The organism is Saccharothrix coeruleofusca (assembly GCF_017876325.1).
Classification (GTDB): domain Bacteria; phylum Actinomycetota; class Actinomycetes; order Mycobacteriales; family Pseudonocardiaceae; genus Actinosynnema; species Actinosynnema coeruleofuscum.
Map to the genome: position 1 here is coordinate 7673262 of NZ_JAGINV010000001.1, position 16097 is coordinate 7689358.

Genomic DNA, 16097 nt, shown 5'->3' on the forward strand with positions numbered 1-16097 from the left:
CGCGAACTCCGCGTTCGGGATGCCCGAACGCGGAGTTCGCGGTGTCGGAACGCTCGGTTCGCGGAGTGGGGGTCAGGGGTCCACGCGGTCGAGGGCGGCGCCGTCCCAGGTGGTCTGGGTGCACGCGACGCCGCGCCCGTTCTTCGGGCGCAGCACGTCGTAGATGTGCATCCGGGGGATCTTGTCCGACACGCCCCAGCCCGACGGCCAGGTGATCACCCAGTCCATGTCCAGGTCCACCAGCAGCCCCAGCATCCGGGCGATGGTCGGGTCGTCCAGCCGCTCGAACGCCTCGTCCAGCAGCACCAGGCGCAGCGGCGAGAACTCGTCGCTGACCGCGTCGTAGAACGACGCCGCCGCGGCGAACAGGGTCACGTACGAGATCAGCCGCGTCTCACCGGAGGACAGCTGCCGCAGCCTGCGCTCGCGCGGCCCGCCGTCCGGGCCGGTGTCCGCCACCGTCACGGTGAACTGGTGCCAGGTCCGGTAGTCCAGCGCCCGCGACAGGATCTCCGCGTAGCTGCCGGTGCGCGAGTCCCGCTCGGCCTCGATGCGCTCGGTGAACACCCGCCGCAGGGTGGCGTCCTGCTCCGGGCCGCGCTCGGCGTAGGGCAGCCGCACCAGCGCCAGCGCGTCGCGGGTCGGCTCGTCCAGCGCCGCCGACGGCTTCCACGCCAGCTTCACGTGCACGCCCTGGCTGGAGCGGGCCCGCCCGAGCACGTCGTTCATCCGCTTGCACAGGTCCTCGGCCACCGCGATCTGCCCGCGCAGCCACTCGGCCAGGTCGCGGATCAGGTAGTCGGCGAAGATGCCCTGGTAGCGCTCGTCGAGGAAGCCGCGCTGCTCGGCCAGCTTGGCGGTGACCCGGCGGGCCGCCACGGCCGCGGGCCGGGCCCCCTCCTCGCCGGTCACGGTCACCGTCAGCAGGCCCGCGTGCTGCTCGGCGGCGATGTCGTGGCTGCCCGCCAGCGCGGTCTGCAGCGCCTGGAGCTTGGTGATCACGGTGGCCTCGCCCGCGCCGCGCCGGTCGCCCGCCTCGGCCAGCGCGGCCCGCACCGACGCCACGTCCTGCGGCACGTCGGGCAGCGCGGCCACCAGCACGCCGGGGGCCCGCAGGACGGCCTCGAACTGCTCGACGGCCCGCGCCGCGGCGTCCTGGGCGGCGGCCAGCTGCGCGGTCGCGCCGTCCAGCCGGGCCTCCAGCTTGGCCGCCTCCTCGCGCGCCGCCGCCACCTCCTCGCGCGCGACGCGCAGCCGTGCGCGCAGGTCGCGCCGGGACGTCTCCAGCGCGCCGAGCTGGTCGGCCACGGCCCGCGCCTCGCCGCCGATCGCCTCGGTCAGCTCGGCCACGGCGCCCGCCTGGGCGGCGTAGTCGGCGCACCGGGTGTCGGCGTCGGCCTCGGCGGCCACCCGGTCGGCGACCGCCGAGCGGTAGCGGTGCCCGGCGTCGGCCAGGTCGGCGACCGTGCCCCGGCACTGGCGGCGCAGCACGTCGGCCAGCCGGTCGGCGGTGCGCTGGGCCTCGGCCGCCGCCTGGCGGGCCTGCCGCAGCCCCTCGGTGTCGGCGGGCAGCCCGGCGTCACCGGCCTGCCGCACCACCTCGGCGTGCGCGGCCTCGCCGTGCTCGGTCGCCCGCGCCAGTTCCGCGTCCAGCTCCTCGGCCCGGCGCGCGGCGCGGTCGGCGGACTCCTGCGCGGCCTGGAGCCTGCCGCGCCGGGCGACCAGCTCGCGGTCGGCGGGGAACCGCTCCAGGTGCGCCTCCCACTGCCCGACCAGGTCACGTGCGGCGGTCAGGTCCCGCTCGGCCGCGCCGAGGTCGGCGCGCAGCGCGGCCAGCTCGTCCTCCAGCTCGGCGATGCGCCGCCGCCGGGCGGCTTCGCGCGCGCCCGCGCCGATGAACTCCGCCGCGGGCTTGTGCCAGCCACCGGTCAGCACGCCCGCCCGCCACCGCCCGGTGACCGACACCGCCGCCGGTCCCTCGTCCAGCGCCACCGACTCCAGCAGCCGCGCCACCACTTCGGCGGGCACCGGCGAGCTGGGCTCCACGGCGGGCAACAGCACCGAGGCCAGCGACGTCCCCGCCACCGGTTCGCCCGCCACCGCCACCACATCGCCCGAAGCGACCTCGCCGGAAGCGGTGACCCAGGCGTCGAGCAGGCCGCACGCCTCCAGCGCGGCTTCCAGCCCGGCCCGCGCGTCGGCGTCCACCTCGGACCCGAAGTCGACCAGCCGGTAGAACGGCGCGCCCGCGCCGGGATCGCGCTCGGCGGCGGTGAACCGGCCCGGCTCCGGCGAGCGCGCGGTGCCCGACCGCAGCCCGGCCAGCTCGGCGTCGCCCTCGTCGATGGCCGCGCGCAGCCCGCCCACCCGCCCGGTCGCCGCGTGCGCGGCCTCCCGCGCGGTCGCGACCAGCGGCCCGACCCACTCCCGCGCCGCCGCCGTCACCGACCGCGCGCCCGCCGGGTCCACCGACGGAGGCAGCGCCAGCGGCGAGGCGGGCCGCTGCTCGACCAGCGGCCCGGACTCGCACCACCGCGCGACCGCCTCCAGCCACGCCTGGGCGACCTCGGCCAGCTCCTCGGCCTCCCGGTCGCGCAGCGCCGCCGACTCCACCGCGCCGCGCGCCGCGTCCTGGGCGGTCCGCCGCAGCGCGTCCAGCTCGCGCCGCGCCGCGTCCAGCCCGGCCGCCCGCTCCTCCAGCGCCAGCGCCAGCGCGCCGTGCCGCCGGGCCGCCGAGGCGACCTCCGCCGCGCGGCCGGCCACCGCGTCCAGCGGCAGGTCGGGCACGGCGGGCGGCACCCGCCGCTCGACGGGCAGCGGCTCGGCCTCGGGGTCCGGCTTGGCGCGCACCGACTCGGCGTGCGCCTGGGCCTCGACGGTGCCCGGCCTGGGCACCTCCGGCGCCAGCGCCGGGTCCAGCCCGGCCGCCCGCAGGTGGTGGCGCAGCGGCTCGGCCAGCTCGTCGGCCGCCGCCAGGTCCTCGGCCAGCCTGCGCAGCAGCCGCAGCACGGCGTCCACCGCGCCGTCCTCCTGCGCCCGCTGCCTGGCCGCCACCTCCAGCGCGCTGACCGCGGAGGAGCGCTTCTCGGCCACCAGCTTCTCGCGGGTGCGCAGGTCCTGCAGGTCGCGGAACGCGGGCAGCTCCTTGAGCGCGCCGATGGTCTCCTCGGCCCGCTGCTCGCCGTTCTCCAGCTCGGCCTGCGAGCGCTCGGCCTCGGCCCGCGCGGCGCGGGTCCGCTCCAGCGCGGCGGCCAGCTTCGCCGACTCGCGCTCCAGCTTGCGCACCGCGTCCTCGGCCGCGCCGAGCTTGTCCGCCGACGCGCGCAGCCCGCCGAAGGCGTAGTCGGAGTAGGTCTTGAGGAACGCGCCCAGCGCCGCGTCCGCCGAGGACAGCCGGGTGATGTTCTCCCGGATCGACTCCAGGTCCTCGAACGAGGTCGCCAGCTGCTCCACCATCGCCTGGTCCAGCGGCGGCAGCGCGTCGGACAGGATCTGCTCCAGCTGCCCCTCCAGCACCTTCAGGCCCACGTCGGGGTTGCGCAGCGTGCGCTGCAGGTGCAGCAGGTCGCCGTAGCGGGCGGCGGGCACGCCGTAGACGGTCTCGGCGACCTTGGCGCGGAACGCGGCCTCCTCCAGCACGCAGTCCGCGCCGATCGCCTCGCGCAGGTGCGCGGGCCCCAGCGGGGTGCGCTCCGCGCCGACCAGCTGCAGCTGCCTGCCCACCCGCAGCGGGGTGATGAACCGCCACGAGTCCGTGATCGCCTGCGAGGTCTTGGACGCCTTCACGCCCAACCCGCAGGTCAGGTACTCGTCCTCGCCGCGCTTGAGCTCGACCCAGGCGTAGCCGATCCGGTTCGGCCCGCCGTCGTAGTCGTCGAGCATCAGCCGCCGCAGGCTGACCGTGTCGAAGCCCTTGGAGCCGACCTGCCGCAGGTCGCCGTCCAGGCACAGCGGCAGCAGCAGCTCCAGGGTGCGCGACTTGCCCGAGCCGTTGGTGCCCTGGAAGATCGCCCGCCCGCCGGAGAAGTCGAACGTCTGCTCGGCGTACTGCCAGATGTTGACGATGCCGCCGCGGTGCAGCCGCCACCGGTCGTTCACGCGCTCTCCTCATCGAACAGGGACCAGCTGGGCACCTCCGGCGCCGCCGCCACCACGACCTCGCGCTCCGGGTCGCCGTCCGGCTCGGGCAGCCAGCGGTGGGCGGCCGGGTTGAGCACCCAGCCGTCCTGCTCCGCGACCGCCAGACCCATCCGGCGCAGCAGCTCCAGCACCTCGTCGACCAGCCGTTCCAGGTCGTCGGTGAACTGCTTGGACCACGCCGCCGGGTAGTCCTCCACCAGCCGCGCGCACCGCTCGCGCAGCGCCTGCCGGGACACCGGGTGCCGCCCGTCCGCGCGCGGCTCGTCGGCCAGCAGCTCGGGCAGCGCCAGCAGCGCGATCCGCGCCACCGTGGACGTGCCGGGGAAGGACAGGTCGCTCAGGTAGTCCTCGGGGTCGGTGGTCAGCACGCCCTCGGCGCGGCACTCGGCGCGCAACCCGAACGCGGTCTCCAGCAGCGCCCGCTCCTTGCGCTGGTTGCGCCGCAGCCACTCGGCCTGCTCCGGCGGCAGGTCCGCGTAGAGCACCACGGGGTTCTCCACCAGCTTGCGCCGCACCGCGTGCTCCACGCCGCGCGGGCCCGGCCGGGCCGCCAGCTCCACCAGCCGCCGCGCGCTGTCCGCCTCGCCGACCGGGCCGGTCAGCAGCTGGCCGAGCAGGTCGGTGTCCACCGTGATCAGCGCCTCGGTCCCGGCGTCGACGGTGCCCTCGGTCTCGTGCAGCACGCCCAGCGACACCAGGTGGCGCAGCGCGGCGGTCAGCGCGCGCCGGTCGGCCACGTCGTCCACCACCGCGATGCCGGCCTCCACCGCCGCCGCGCGGATGTCGGAGACCAGCCGGGACAGCAGGGTCTGCCGCGCCACGCCGGTCAGCACCGCCAGCGTCAGCGCCAGGTAGGCGTAGCCGCGCGGGGACAGGCCGAGCACCCCGCGCGTGTCGTCCGCGCCGGGACCGGCCTTGTAGAGCCGGGCGAACCGCCGCTCCACCACCAGCCGGTAGCCCAGCAGGCCCGCGAACAGGTCCTGCAGCGCGAACCGGTGCCGGTGCACCAGGGCCACCAGCTCGCCGTCCGGGCCGTCCGCGCGCAGGAACGGCCTGCGCAGCAGGGTGCGCGCGCAGCGCACGACGTCGGCCGCGTCGATCTCGGAGAGGTCGTCGAACATCAGTCGAGCACCAGCGTGGAGTCGTGCAGGGTCAGCGTGCCCGCGTGCGAGCGGATCGTGGCCGTGCGGCCCCGCGCGTGCTCGACGGTCACCCGCAGCCCGCGCACCGGGTCCGACGCCGAGCCCGAGTCCTGCGCGCTGTCGCGCTGCGCCATGGCCAGCGTCAGCAGCTCGCACAGCACGCCCAGCGCCTCGCCGGACAGGGTGGTCTCGGCCAGCCTCGGCGCGGCGGCGGCCAGCTCCGCCACGGACGCGGCCCGCCGCTCGTCCGCCTCGCGGGCCTCGGCCAGCAGCGACTGCTCGGTCATCGGGTCGTCCAGGATGCGCGAGGTGCGCCCGCGCGCCCCGCGATCGCCCCGGCTGCGCACGCTGACCTGCACCTCGTGCACCGGCCCGTCGCGCCACGGCGTGCGCTCGTTGTCGCTGTCGTGCTCCGGCGCGGGGGAGACGTGCCGCGCCGAGTACAGGCCGAACGCCGCCGCGTACAGCTCGTGCGCCTGCTCGCGGGTGCTCGCGTCGAACCAGGCGGCCAGCTTCAGCAGCTCCGCCCGCCGCCCCGGCAGCAGCCCGCCGCCGGAGGTGGCCCGCTTCACGCTGGCCAGCAGCGAGCCGATGGCCCGCGCGGTGGCCTCGCGCAGCGCGGTGACCTGGCTGGGCCGCCCCGGCCGGTCCACGAACCAGTCGGTCAGCTCCTGCCAGTCCTCCGCCGACCGGCCGCGCGCCCGCTCCACCCGCTCGCCCAGCTCGGCGCGGCCCAGCAGGCGCAGCAGCTCCGAGCGGGCGGCGTTGAGCCCGGCCAGCGCCTCGGCGATGGCGGGGGTGTGCCGCAGCACGTCCTCCACCACCATCTGGATGTACTCGACCAGCAGGTTGCGGAACCCGCTGATCTCCTCCGGGTCCAGGTGGTGCCGGGTGACGACCTGGCCGAGGTAGGCGTAGAAGTCGCGGACCGTGGCGGCCAGCTCCGCGTGCTGCAGGAACAGCGTGGTGACCTGCTCGGCCAGCACCTCGCGGGCCCTGGGCGCGCCGCTGACCAGCGCCTCGGACAGCGACCGGCCGAGCTGGCCGAGGCCGCGCTCCACGGCGGGCAGCAGCTCGCGGGAGACCTCCCGCGCGCCCTCGGGCACCCGCAGCAGCTCGTCCGCGTCCCGCTGCACCCGCACCGCGAGCTTGCTCACCTGGTAGCGCACGCTGCCGTGCTGGAACTCGGCGATGCTGGAGGCCACCACCTCGCGGCGGCCCTGCACCAGGTTGCCCCACTCGACCAGCTGCTTGAGCCGGTTGATCACGTTCTCGATGCGCGACTCGCCCGGCTCCACCCGGCCCTCGCGCTCGGCCCCGGCCAGCGCCCCGGCGACCTCGCCCGCGGACAGGTCGGCCAGCAGCGTGGACGTGAACAGCCGCATGATCGCCAGGTACGTGCGCTGGTGCTCGCGCGCGTCCAAGTAGGCGTAGAGCTTGAGGCGGCCCGCTGGTTCCACGATGGGCAACCCTAATGCGGACCACCGACACGACTTGGCTACCGTGCCGGTGTGAGCGTGGGACGCGCGGTGGGGCTGTTGCTGGGCGTGGCCGCGGACGCGGTGTTCGGCGACCCGAAGAGGTATCACCCGGTGGCGGCGTTCGGCCGCGTGGCGGGTGCGTTGGAGCGCAAGCTGTACCGTGACCACCGGGCCGCCGGGGTCGCGCACACGGTCGTGCTGGTCGGCGGCACCGCGCTGGCCGGGGCCGCGGTGGAGCGGCTGGCCGCTCGGCACCCGGTGGCGCGGGCGTTGACCACGGCCGCGGCCACCTGGGTGGTGCTGGGCGGCGCGTCGCTGGCCGACGAGGGCACCGCGATGGGGCGCGAGCTGGACGGCGGCGACCTGGCCGCGGCCCGCGAGCGGCTGCCCAACCTGTGCGGGCGCGAGCCGCGCGACCTGGACACCCTGGCGCTGGCCAAGGCCACCGTCGAGTCGGTGGCGGAGAACACCTCCGACGCCGTGGTGGCGCCGCTGTTCTGGGGCGCGGTCGCGGGCGTGCCGGGGCTGCTGGGCTACCGCGCGGCCAACACGCTGGACGCCATGGTCGGCCACCGCTCGAAGCGCTACCGCCGGTTCGGCTGGGCCGCCGCGCGGCTGGACGACGTGGCCAACCTGCTGCCGTCCCGGCTGGCCGCGCTGCTGACCGCGGCGGGCGCCCCGGTGGTCGGCGGTTCGGCCCCGGAGGCGTGGACGGCGTGGCGGCGGGACGCGGCGGCGCACCCCAGTCCCAACGCGGGCCAGGTCGAGGCGGCGTTCGCGGGCGCGCTGGAGATCCGCCTCGGCGGGCGCACGGTGTACGCGCACGGCGCGGAGGACCGGCCGGTGCTGGGCCACGGCCGCCAGCCCGACGCCGGGCACGTCACGCGCGCGGTGGAGCTGTCGCGGGTGGTCGGCGCGTCGGCGGCGGTGGTCACCGCCCTCATCGCCCTGTTCGCCCGCCCCCGCTAACCGCACCTGCAAGTACTACCCGACCCCCCTCGCGGGGCCGCTGACCACTACCCGGCTCAGCGCTGCCGCCGGGCGGGTAGTAGTTGTGCGCTCGCGGATCAGGCTCGGGTAGTACTTGCCGACGCACTGGGACCGGCGGGGGCCTCGTCCTCGGCGAGCATCTCGGCGACGGACTTGCGGCGCGGGCGCGGTCCCCGCTCCGGGCGCTCCCCGGCCAGCGCGCCGCCGGGCTGGACCTCGCGCCAGCTGAAGTAGACCCAGCCGCCCAGCGCCATCACGCCGAACGCGATCCACTGCAGCGCGTAGGAGAAGAACGGGCCCGCGTCCAGCTTGGGCAGCGGCAGCGCGGCGGTCACCCCCGGCTGCCCCTCCACCAGTTGGAAGTAGCCGGGCCGCAGCTCGACGCCGGTGGCGCGGCTCACCACGGCCGGGTTGATCGCGTAGACCTGCCGGTGCCCGTCCTGGTCGAAGGCGTCGCGGTTGTCCGACTCACTCGACCGGGTGAGCGCGACCACCGTCACCTCACCGGTGGGCGGCGCGGGCACGTCGGGCACCCTGATGCCGTCCACCGGCCGCACGTACCCCCGGTCGACCAGCACCGTCGGACCGTCCACCAGCGCGAACGGGGTCAGCACCTCGAAGGCGGCCTCGCCCTGCACGGTCCGCAGCCGCGCCACCGCCTGCGCCTCGGGCAGGTAGCGGCCGGTCAGCTCGACCCGCCGCCACTCGACCTCGGCGCCCGGCCGGTCCAGCACCTCGGCCACCGGCACCGGGTCGGTGCGCATGGACTGCACCACCGCGTTGTTCTGCGCCTCCCGGTCGGCGTCCCGGCGGAACTGCCAGGGCGCGAGCAGGGCGAAGCAGGCGCCCGCGAACACCCACACGGCCAGCGTCAACGCCAGCCAGCCGGGCCGCAACAGGAACTTCAACCGCACGTCACCACGGTAAGCCCTACGCCGGTGTGACCCGCACCCGGTCGAACCGGGCGGTGAAGCCGGGGCCCTCCGGCGCCGCCGCCATGACCCCCGCCAGCGCGCGCACCGAGGGCGGGAAGTAGGCCAGCCGCAGCAGGGTCGCGGGCTCCTCCTCGCCCACGCCGAAGCGCAGGGTCACCGCGTCGCCGGAGCGCTCCGCGGCGATGGTCACGCGGTCGGCGCGCGGCGCCGGGAGCACCGACCAGTCCGACACCTCGCGGGTCACCACGGTGCTGATCTGGAACCCGCCGTCGACCAGCTCGACGCCTGCCTTGATCCAGTTCCGCTCGTCCACCCGCAGCGCGATCCCGGCCTGGTCGTACTGCGCGGCGTACTCCGCGCTGAACGACGCCACCAGCGTGAAGTCGCCCTCCAGCGGCACGCCGAGGACGTGACCGGTGTCGCGGTCGTAGCCGTAGTGCGTGGTGCGCCAGAAGTCGGTGCCCGCGTCGGCCACGACGGTCAGGCCGTCCTCGGCCGACCACCGCCCCGGTTCGTTGAGCCACTGCCAGTCGTCGCGTCCGAACGCCGTGATCGCCATCCGCCGATCATGCCGGCGAACGGGCCGCCGCCAAGGCCTGTTGGGCGTAGCCGCGCCCGAACAGCACAGCGTGCACCAGCAGCGGGAACAGCTGGTGCAGCGGCACCCGCTCGCGCCAGCCGTCGGCCAGCGGCGCGACCTCGTGGTAGGCGGCCAGCACCCGTTCCAGGTGCGGGCAGCCGAACAGGGCCAGCATCGCCAGGTCGCTCTCCCGGTGCCCGCCGTGCGCGGCCGGGTCGATCAGCCACGCGCGGCCGTCGGCGGCCCAGTGCACGTTGCCGTTCCACAGGTCGCCGTGCAGCCGGGCGGGCGGCTCGTCGGGGGCCGCCACGCGGACCGCCTCGATCCGGCGGGCTTCCTGCGGGGTGAGCGCGCCGCGGTCCACGGCCAGCCGGGTGTAGTGCGCGATGCGGTGCTCGGCGAACCAGTCCGCCCAGGTGGGGGACTCGACGTTGGGCATGGGCGCGAGCCCGATGGCGGCGTGGACCGGGCCGCCGGGCGGGGGCGAGCCGAACGCGGGTGCGCCGGTGGCGTGCAGGGCGGCCAGCCGCCTGCCCAGCTCCTCGGCGGCGCGCTCGGTGGGCCGTCCCGGCTCGACCTGGTCGACCACCAGCCAGTGCTCGTCGTGCCCGCGCACGCCGGGCACCGGCGGCCCCTCCGGTTCGGCCAGCCACTCCAGCGACGCGGCCTCGGCGAGCACCGCGTCGGGCTCGCCGTGGTGCTTGACCACGACCAGGTCGCCGTCGGCCAGGTCGACCTCGTAGACCGACCCGGCCAGTTGGCGCACCTCGACGGCGGGCGTCCCGGTGATCTCCGCGACCGCGGCGGCGGGGTTCACCGGTTCTCGCGCACCCACGCCAGCAGCCCCGGCATCGCGGCCTCGACCATGGTGATCACGGTGTCGAAGTCCTCCTCGTCGCCGTAGTACGGGTCGGGCACGTCGGTGTCGTCCGCGTCCGGGTCGAACGAGCGCAGCAGCCGCACCCTGTCGGGGTCGGCGACCATCCGGCGCAGCGTGCGCGCGTGGCCGGAGTCCAGCGCCACCAGCAGGTCCGCGTCCAGGTGGTTCTGCTCGACCTGGGCGGCGGTGTGCTCGGTGGGGTAGCCGTTGTCCGCCAGCGACTTCGCCGCCCTGGGGTCGGCCGGGTCGCCCACGTGCCAGCCGCCGGTGCCCGCGCTGGTGACCTCGACCCCGGTCAGCCCGGCCCGGCGCAGGTGCTCGCGGAAGACGATCGCGGCCACCGGGGAGCGGCAGATGTTGCCTGTGCAGATGAAGCTCACGTGCAGCGTCACGGCGGCGAGTCTGCCAGGCCGGGTGCTCGGGGGAGCGGTTCCGCGCCGGGGGCTACCCTAAAGGTCCAGACCTTTGCGGGGTAACGACCCGAGCGGTCCCAGCGACTCCGCAAGCGGGTTGACCAGTCGTTTCTCCGGGGTGGTGGCAGTCGTGGCGGGGTCGTTCCTGCGGGACTCGGCGTGCCCGGACCGGCCGCCGGTGCGGTGGCACTGGGTGGCGGGCGCGCTGCTGCTGGCCCTCGCCGTGGCGATCTCGGCCCTGTAGCCGGTCTCAGCCCCCTCTCAGTTCGCGCGAGCCACGATCGGGGTGTGTCCGCCACGACCATCGCCTCCCTCCCGGCACTGGCGCAGGCCCTGCCGCTGGTCGAGGACGAGATCCGCGCCCTCGCCACCTCCTCGACGCTGCCCGCGCTCAACGCCTCCGCTGGCCGCGTCACCTCCGCCGGGGGCAAGCGCCTGCGGTCGGTGCTGGTGCTGTCCAGCGCGCTGGCGCTGACCGGGGAGATCACCGCCGAGGTGATCACCGCGGCGGCCTGCGTCGAGCTGCTGCACGCCGGGTCGCTGGTGCACGACGACCTGGTCGACGGCGCGGCGCGGCGGCGCGGGGTGCGCACGGTCGACGAGGAGTGGGGGACCGGCCACGCGGTGCTGGTCGGCGACTTCATGCTGGTGCGCGCGGGGCAGGCGGCGCTGGAGGGCATCTCGGCGCACGCGGCGGCCAAGCTCGCGGCGGCCACCGCGGACCTGGTCGAGGGGCAGGTGCTGGAGTCGCTGGAGCTGTTCGACGCGCACCGCGACCCGGACAGCGCGCTGCGCTCGATCGCGTTGAAGACGGGGGCGTTGTTCCGCGTGGGGTGCGTGCTGGCCGCGCACTGCGCCGAGGCGGACGAGGAGACCGCCACGCGCCTGGCCGAGTACGGCGCCCACTTCGGGCTGCTGTTCCAACTGCTGGACGACCTGCTGGACCTGGCGTCCACGGCGCAGCGGCTGGGCAGGCCGGTGGGCGAGGACATCCGGCAGGGCGTCTACACCTTTCCCCTGCTGCGCGCGCTGACCCCCGCCCAGCGCACCCTGCTCGACGAGCGCGGTTCGGCGCTGACCGACGCGGAGGTGGCGGACCTGCTGGCCGAGCTGCGCACCGGCCCGCTGGTCCCGGAGACCCTGGCCTACTGCGCCAACCTGGCCGCCCAGACCGTCGAGGCCCTGCCCGCCCTGCCCGAGGGCGAGGCCCTCGGCGTCCTGCGCGAGTTCCCCGCCGCCTACCTGGCCTGGGCCACCTCCCAGCTCACCCCCTGACCGCGCCTGCAAGTACTACCCGTCCCACCTCCGTGGGCCGGTAACTACTACCCGGCCCACGACGTCGACCCAGGCGGGTAGTAGTTACGCGCTCGACGAGACCGGGCGGGTAGTACTTGCACGCGCCGCCGGGCTCGGGCTCCGTCCGGCGGGCCGGGCCTGATCGCCTAGACTCCCGGCGATGACCAGCCACGATTCCGGGCACGACGGCGGGCGCGACCTGCTGCGCCACCACGGGGACGTCGACGCCGGGCCCGGTCTCGCCGACTTCGCGGTCAACGTCCGGACGCCCGCCCCGCCGAGGTGGCTGCGGGACCGGCTGGCCGCCGCCCTGGACCACCTGGGCGCCTACCCCGCCCGCGCCGCCGACGACCGCGCCCGCCGCGCCGCCGCGCGCCGCCACGGCAGGCTCCCGGAGGAAGTGCTGGTGCTGGCGGGCGCGGCCGAGGGCTTCGCGCTGCTGCCCGCGTTGAACCCGGCGCTGGCCGCCGTGGTCCACCCCTCCTTCACCGAGCCCGAGGTCGCCCTGCGCGACGCGGGCGTGCCGGTGCACCGCGTCCTGCTCTCCGCCGACGACGGCTACCGGCTGCGCCCCGAGCTGGTGCCCGACGAGGCCGACCTGGTGGTGCTGGGCAACCCGACCAACCCCACGTCCGTGCTGCACCCGGCCGACGTGGTGCGGTCGCTGGCGCGGCCGGGCCGGGTGCTGGTGGTGGACGAGGCGTTCGCCGACGCGGTGCCCGGCGAGCCCGAGTCGCTGGCGGGTGACCGCGACGTGCCGGGGCTGCTGGTGCTGCGCAGCCTCACCAAGACCTGGGGCCTGGCGGGCCTGCGCGCGGGCTACCTGCTCGGCTCGCCCGACCTGCTGACCCGCCTGGCCAGCCCGCGCCCGCAGTGGCCGGTCGGCAGCCTGGTCCTGGAAGCGGTCGCCGCCTGCTGCGAGCCCGCCGCCGTCGCCGAGGCCGAGCGGATGGCCGTGGCGGGCCGCGAGCACGCCCGGCACGCCGCGCGGCAGCTGGGCCAGCTGGTGGTGGTCCCGCCCAGCGCGCCGTTCCTGCTGCTGCGCGTGCCCGACGGCGAGCGCGTGCGCAAGGCGTTGCGGGACAAGGGGGTCGCGGTCCGGCGGGCGGACACCTTCCCCGGTCTGACGCCGGACCACCTGAGGGTCGCGGTGCGCCCGCCGGAGGAGTTCGCGGTGCTGACCGACGCGCTGCGCGTGGTGCTGGAGGAGCGGCGATGACGAGCCTCGGGGACGTGCTGAAGGCGCTGGAGGCGGCCTACCCGCCCGCGACCGCCGAGTCGTGGGACGCGGTCGGGCTGGTGTGCGGGGACCGGGCCGAACCGGTGTCCCGCGCGCTGTTCTGCGTCGACCCGACCGAGTCCACTGTGGACGAAGCGGTCGAGGTGGGCGCGCAGCTGCTGGTCGCGCACCACCCGCTGATGCTGCGCGGGGTCAACGGCGTGCCCGCCGACGACCCCAAGGGCGCGCTGGTGCACCGCCTCATCCGCGGCGGCATCGCCCTCTACACCGCGCACACCAACGCCGACGCGGCCAACCCCGGCGTGTCCGACGCGCTCGCGGGCGCGCTCGGCCTGCGCGTCACCGGCCCGCTGGTCCCGGCGCCCGCGCGCAGGCTGGACGTGCTGACCACCTACGTCCCGGTCGCCGATGCGGAGCGGGTGCTCGACGCGCTGCACGAGGCGGGCGCGGGGGCGCTGGGCGACTACCGCGACTTCGCCTGGACCGTCGACGGCACCGGCCAGTTCCGCCCCGTCCAGGGCGCGAACCCGGCCGTCGGCGAGGTCGGACGGCTGGAGCGCGTCGCCGAGACCCGCGTCGAGCTGGTGCTCGACCGCGCCCTGCGCGCCGAGGTCGTGCGCGCCCTGCGCGCCGCCCACCCGTACGAGGAAGTCGCCTTCAACCTCAACGAGATCGCCGACCTCCCGGCCGACACCGGCATCGGGCGGATCGGGGAGCTGGCCGAGCCCGAACCGCTGCGCGCGTTCACCCAGCGCGTCGCCGACGCGCTGCCCGCCACCGCATGGGGCGTGCGCGCCGCGGGCGACCCCGAGCGGCCGATCCGCCGGGTCGCGGTGTGCGGCGGCGCGGGCGACAGCTACCTGTCCGCGGCCACCAGGGCGGGCGTGGACGCCTACGTCACCGCAGACCTGCGGCACCACCCGGCGGGCGAGCACCTGGCCTCGGGCGGACCCGCGCTGGTGGACGTGGCGCACTGGGCCAGCGAGTGGCCGTGGTGCGAGCAGGCGGCCGACGTCGTGCGCACCGCGTTCGGCGGTACCGTCGAAGTCCTCGTCTCCACCCGCCGGACCGACCCGTGGACCGTCGGCGCGACGAGCCGAACAGGAGGACCGCTGAAGTGAAAGCCGATCCCGCCGTGCAGCGCAGGCTGCTCGACCTGGCGCAGGTCGACACCGAACTGGCGCGCGTCGCGCACCGCCGCCGCACGCTGCCCGAGATCGCGGAAATCGCCGAGGCGGAGAAGCTGGTGCGCGCCAAGCAGGACGCGCTGACCACCGTGCAGACCACGCTCGGGGACCTGGACCGCGACGTCAAGCGGCAGGAGACCGAGATCGACCAGGTGCGCGCCCGCGCGGCCCGCGACCGCGAGCTGCTGCAGTCGGGCAAGATCGCCGCCAAGCAGCTGACCGACCTGGAGCACGAGCTGGCCACGCTGGTGCGCAGGCAGTCCGCGCTGGAGGACGACCTGCTGGAGCTGATGGAGCGGCGCGAGGCGGTCGAGGCCGACGTGCAGCACGCGCGGGTCGAGCTGGACAAGGCGCAGGAGGCGCTGTCCGACGCCGCCCGCAGGCGCGACGCCGCGCTGGCCGACCTGGAGTCCACCGAGGCCAAGCGCACCGCCGACCGCAAGCTCATGACCACCCAGTTCCCCGAGCCGCTGCTGGCGCTCTACGACCGGGTGCGCGCGCACAAGGGCACCGGCGCGGCGCTGCTGCAGTCCCGGCGCTGCGGCGCGTGCCGGATCGAGCTGGACCGCAGCGCCCTGGGCAAGGTCAAGGAAGCCGCGGCGGACGAGGTCGTGCAGTGCGAGGAGTGCGGCGCGATCATGGTGCGAACGGCGGAATCCGGGCTGTGAAGGTCGTCGTCGAGGCGGACGGGGGCTCGCGCGGCAACCCCGGCCCGGCGGGCTACGGCGCGGTCGTCCGGGACGCGGGCACCGGCGAGGTGCTGGCCGAGCGGTTCGACGGCGTCGGCGTCGCGACCAACAACGTGGCCGAGTACCGGGGCCTGATCGAGGGCCTGCGCGCGGCGGCCGAGCTGGGCGCGCGCGAGGTGGCCGTCCGGATGGACTCCAAGCTCGTGGTCGAGCAGATGTCGGGCCGCTGGAAGGTCAAGCACCCGGCGATGCAGCCGCTCGCCCTGGAGGCGCGGGAGCTGGCGCGGCGGTTCGACCGCGTCGGCTACGAGTGGATCCCCCGCGAGCGCAACAAGGACGCCGACCGGCTGGCGAACCGGGCCATGGACGAGCAGGCCGGGATCACCCGCGCCGAACCCCAGCAGGCCGAACCCCAGCAGGCTGAGCCCCAGCAGGCCGAGCCCGCGAGCCAGAGCGCGCCGCCCGCGTCCTGGACCGGCGCGGTCGGCACGCCCACCAGGTTCCACCTCCTGCGGCACGGGCAGACCGAGCTGTCCGTGGCCCGCCGCTACTCCGGGCGCGGCAACCCGCCGCTGACCGACGTGGGCAGGCGGCAGGCCGAAGCCGCCGCGCGCAGGCTGGCCAAGCTCGACGGGCTGGCCGCCGTGGTCACCTCGCCGCTGGACCGGGCGAGGAGCACCGCCCAGGCGGTCGCCGCCGCCACCGGCGCGGAACTGGTGGTGCACGACGGGCTGATCGAGACCGACTTCGGCGCCTGGGAGGGCCTGACCTTCGCCGAGGCCGCCGCCCGCGACCCGGAGGTGCACCGGACCTGGCTGGGTGACCCGTCCGTGCCGCCGCCGGGCGGGGAGACCTTCGACCAGGTGCACAGCCGGGTGCGGCGGGTCCGCACCGAGCTGATCGCCCGCTACGGCGGCGCGGACGTCGTGGTGGTCAGCCACGTCACGCCGATCAAGTCGCTGCTGCGGATGGCGCTGGACGTGGGGCCGTCCTTGCTGTTCCGACTGCACCTGGACCTCGCGTCGCTGTCGGTGGCGGAGTTCTACCCGGACGGCCACGCCTCCGTCCGCCTGATCAACGACACCTCCCACTGCGTTTGACCTCCAAGCCCCCACCCACCCCGC

Annotated in this window: 13 protein-coding genes; 6 read left to right on the forward strand and 7 right to left on the reverse strand. The window is 76.1% G+C overall.

Annotated features, from left to right (window positions below):
• Positions 1-72: 72 nt before the first annotated feature.
• Genes JOF41_RS35805 through JOF41_RS35815 form a run of 3 tightly spaced genes read right to left on the reverse strand, consistent with a single transcriptional unit; the run spans position 73 to position 6742 of the window.
• On the reverse strand, positions 73-4098 hold the full coding sequence (locus JOF41_RS35805; protein ID WP_209623945.1) for a TIGR02680 family protein: 4026 nt from the start codon (positions 4096-4098) through the stop codon (positions 73-75).
• Positions 4095-5261, reverse strand: coding sequence for a TIGR02678 family protein (locus JOF41_RS35810; protein ID WP_209623946.1), 1167 nt, complete (start codon positions 5259-5261; stop codon positions 4095-4097). Before JOF41_RS35810 ends, JOF41_RS35805 begins: the two co-directional genes overlap by 4 nt.
• Entirely contained in the window at positions 5261-6742 is a 1482-nt protein-coding gene (locus tag JOF41_RS35815; protein ID WP_189224550.1) for a DUF2397 domain-containing protein, read from the reverse strand. The genes JOF41_RS35810 and JOF41_RS35815 overlap by 1 nt, the downstream gene beginning before the upstream one ends.
• A gap of 51 nt (positions 6743-6793) precedes the next feature.
• Here JOF41_RS35815 and JOF41_RS35820 point away from each other — a divergent pair, with 51 nt between their 5' ends.
• Entirely contained in the window at positions 6794-7732 is a 939-nt protein-coding gene (locus tag JOF41_RS35820) for a cobalamin biosynthesis protein (protein WP_189224551.1), read from the forward strand.
• 98 nt (positions 7733-7830) lie between these two features.
• Here the strand turns inward: JOF41_RS35820 and JOF41_RS35825 are convergent, their stop codons facing one another.
• Genes JOF41_RS35825 through JOF41_RS35840 form a run of 4 tightly spaced genes read right to left on the reverse strand, consistent with a single transcriptional unit; the run spans position 7831 to position 10534 of the window.
• Positions 7831-8667: an SURF1 family cytochrome oxidase biogenesis protein gene (locus tag JOF41_RS35825; protein WP_189224552.1), complete on the reverse strand. Its 837-nt coding sequence runs from the start codon at positions 8665-8667 to the stop codon at positions 7831-7833.
• Between the two features lie 16 nt (positions 8668-8683).
• Positions 8684-9247 carry a DUF1349 domain-containing protein gene (locus JOF41_RS35830; protein WP_209623947.1) on the reverse strand — a complete coding sequence of 188 codons (564 nt, stop codon included), beginning with the start codon at positions 9245-9247 and terminating at the stop codon, positions 8684-8686.
• A 7-nt stretch (positions 9248-9254) separates the two neighbouring features.
• A complete protein-coding gene (locus JOF41_RS35835) occupies positions 9255-10085 on the reverse strand; it encodes a fructosamine kinase family protein (protein ID WP_209623948.1) in 831 nt (276 codons plus the stop codon).
• Complete coding sequence (locus JOF41_RS35840; RefSeq protein WP_189224603.1) at positions 10082-10534, reverse strand: low molecular weight protein-tyrosine-phosphatase; 453 nt, start codon at positions 10532-10534, stop codon at positions 10082-10084. Before JOF41_RS35840 ends, JOF41_RS35835 begins: the two co-directional genes overlap by 4 nt.
• Before the next feature lie 315 nt (positions 10535-10849).
• Here JOF41_RS35840 and JOF41_RS35845 point away from each other — a divergent pair, with 315 nt between their 5' ends.
• The 5 genes from JOF41_RS35845 (at position 10850) to JOF41_RS35865 (ending at position 16073) form a co-directional block, all read left to right on the forward strand.
• Entirely contained in the window at positions 10850-11836 is a 987-nt protein-coding gene (locus tag JOF41_RS35845) for a polyprenyl synthetase family protein (RefSeq protein WP_209623949.1), read from the forward strand.
• Positions 11837-12017: 181 nt separating this feature from the next.
• A complete protein-coding gene (cobC, locus tag JOF41_RS35850) occupies positions 12018-13076 on the forward strand; it encodes an Rv2231c family histidinol phosphate aminotransferase CobC (protein ID WP_209623950.1) in 1059 nt (352 codons plus the stop codon).
• A complete protein-coding gene (locus JOF41_RS35855) occupies positions 13073-14218 on the forward strand; it encodes a Nif3-like dinuclear metal center hexameric protein (RefSeq protein ID WP_209623951.1) in 1146 nt (381 codons plus the stop codon). Before cobC ends, JOF41_RS35855 begins: the two co-directional genes overlap by 4 nt.
• Positions 14215-14952, forward strand: coding sequence for a zinc ribbon domain-containing protein (locus JOF41_RS35860; protein WP_189224558.1), 738 nt, complete (start codon positions 14215-14217; stop codon positions 14950-14952). The genes JOF41_RS35855 and JOF41_RS35860 overlap by 4 nt, the downstream gene beginning before the upstream one ends.
• Positions 14949-16073 carry a bifunctional RNase H/acid phosphatase gene (locus tag JOF41_RS35865; RefSeq protein WP_209623952.1) on the forward strand — a complete coding sequence of 375 codons (1125 nt, stop codon included), beginning with the start codon at positions 14949-14951 and terminating at the stop codon, positions 16071-16073. Before JOF41_RS35860 ends, JOF41_RS35865 begins: the two co-directional genes overlap by 4 nt.
• Positions 16074-16097 lie beyond the last annotated feature (24 nt).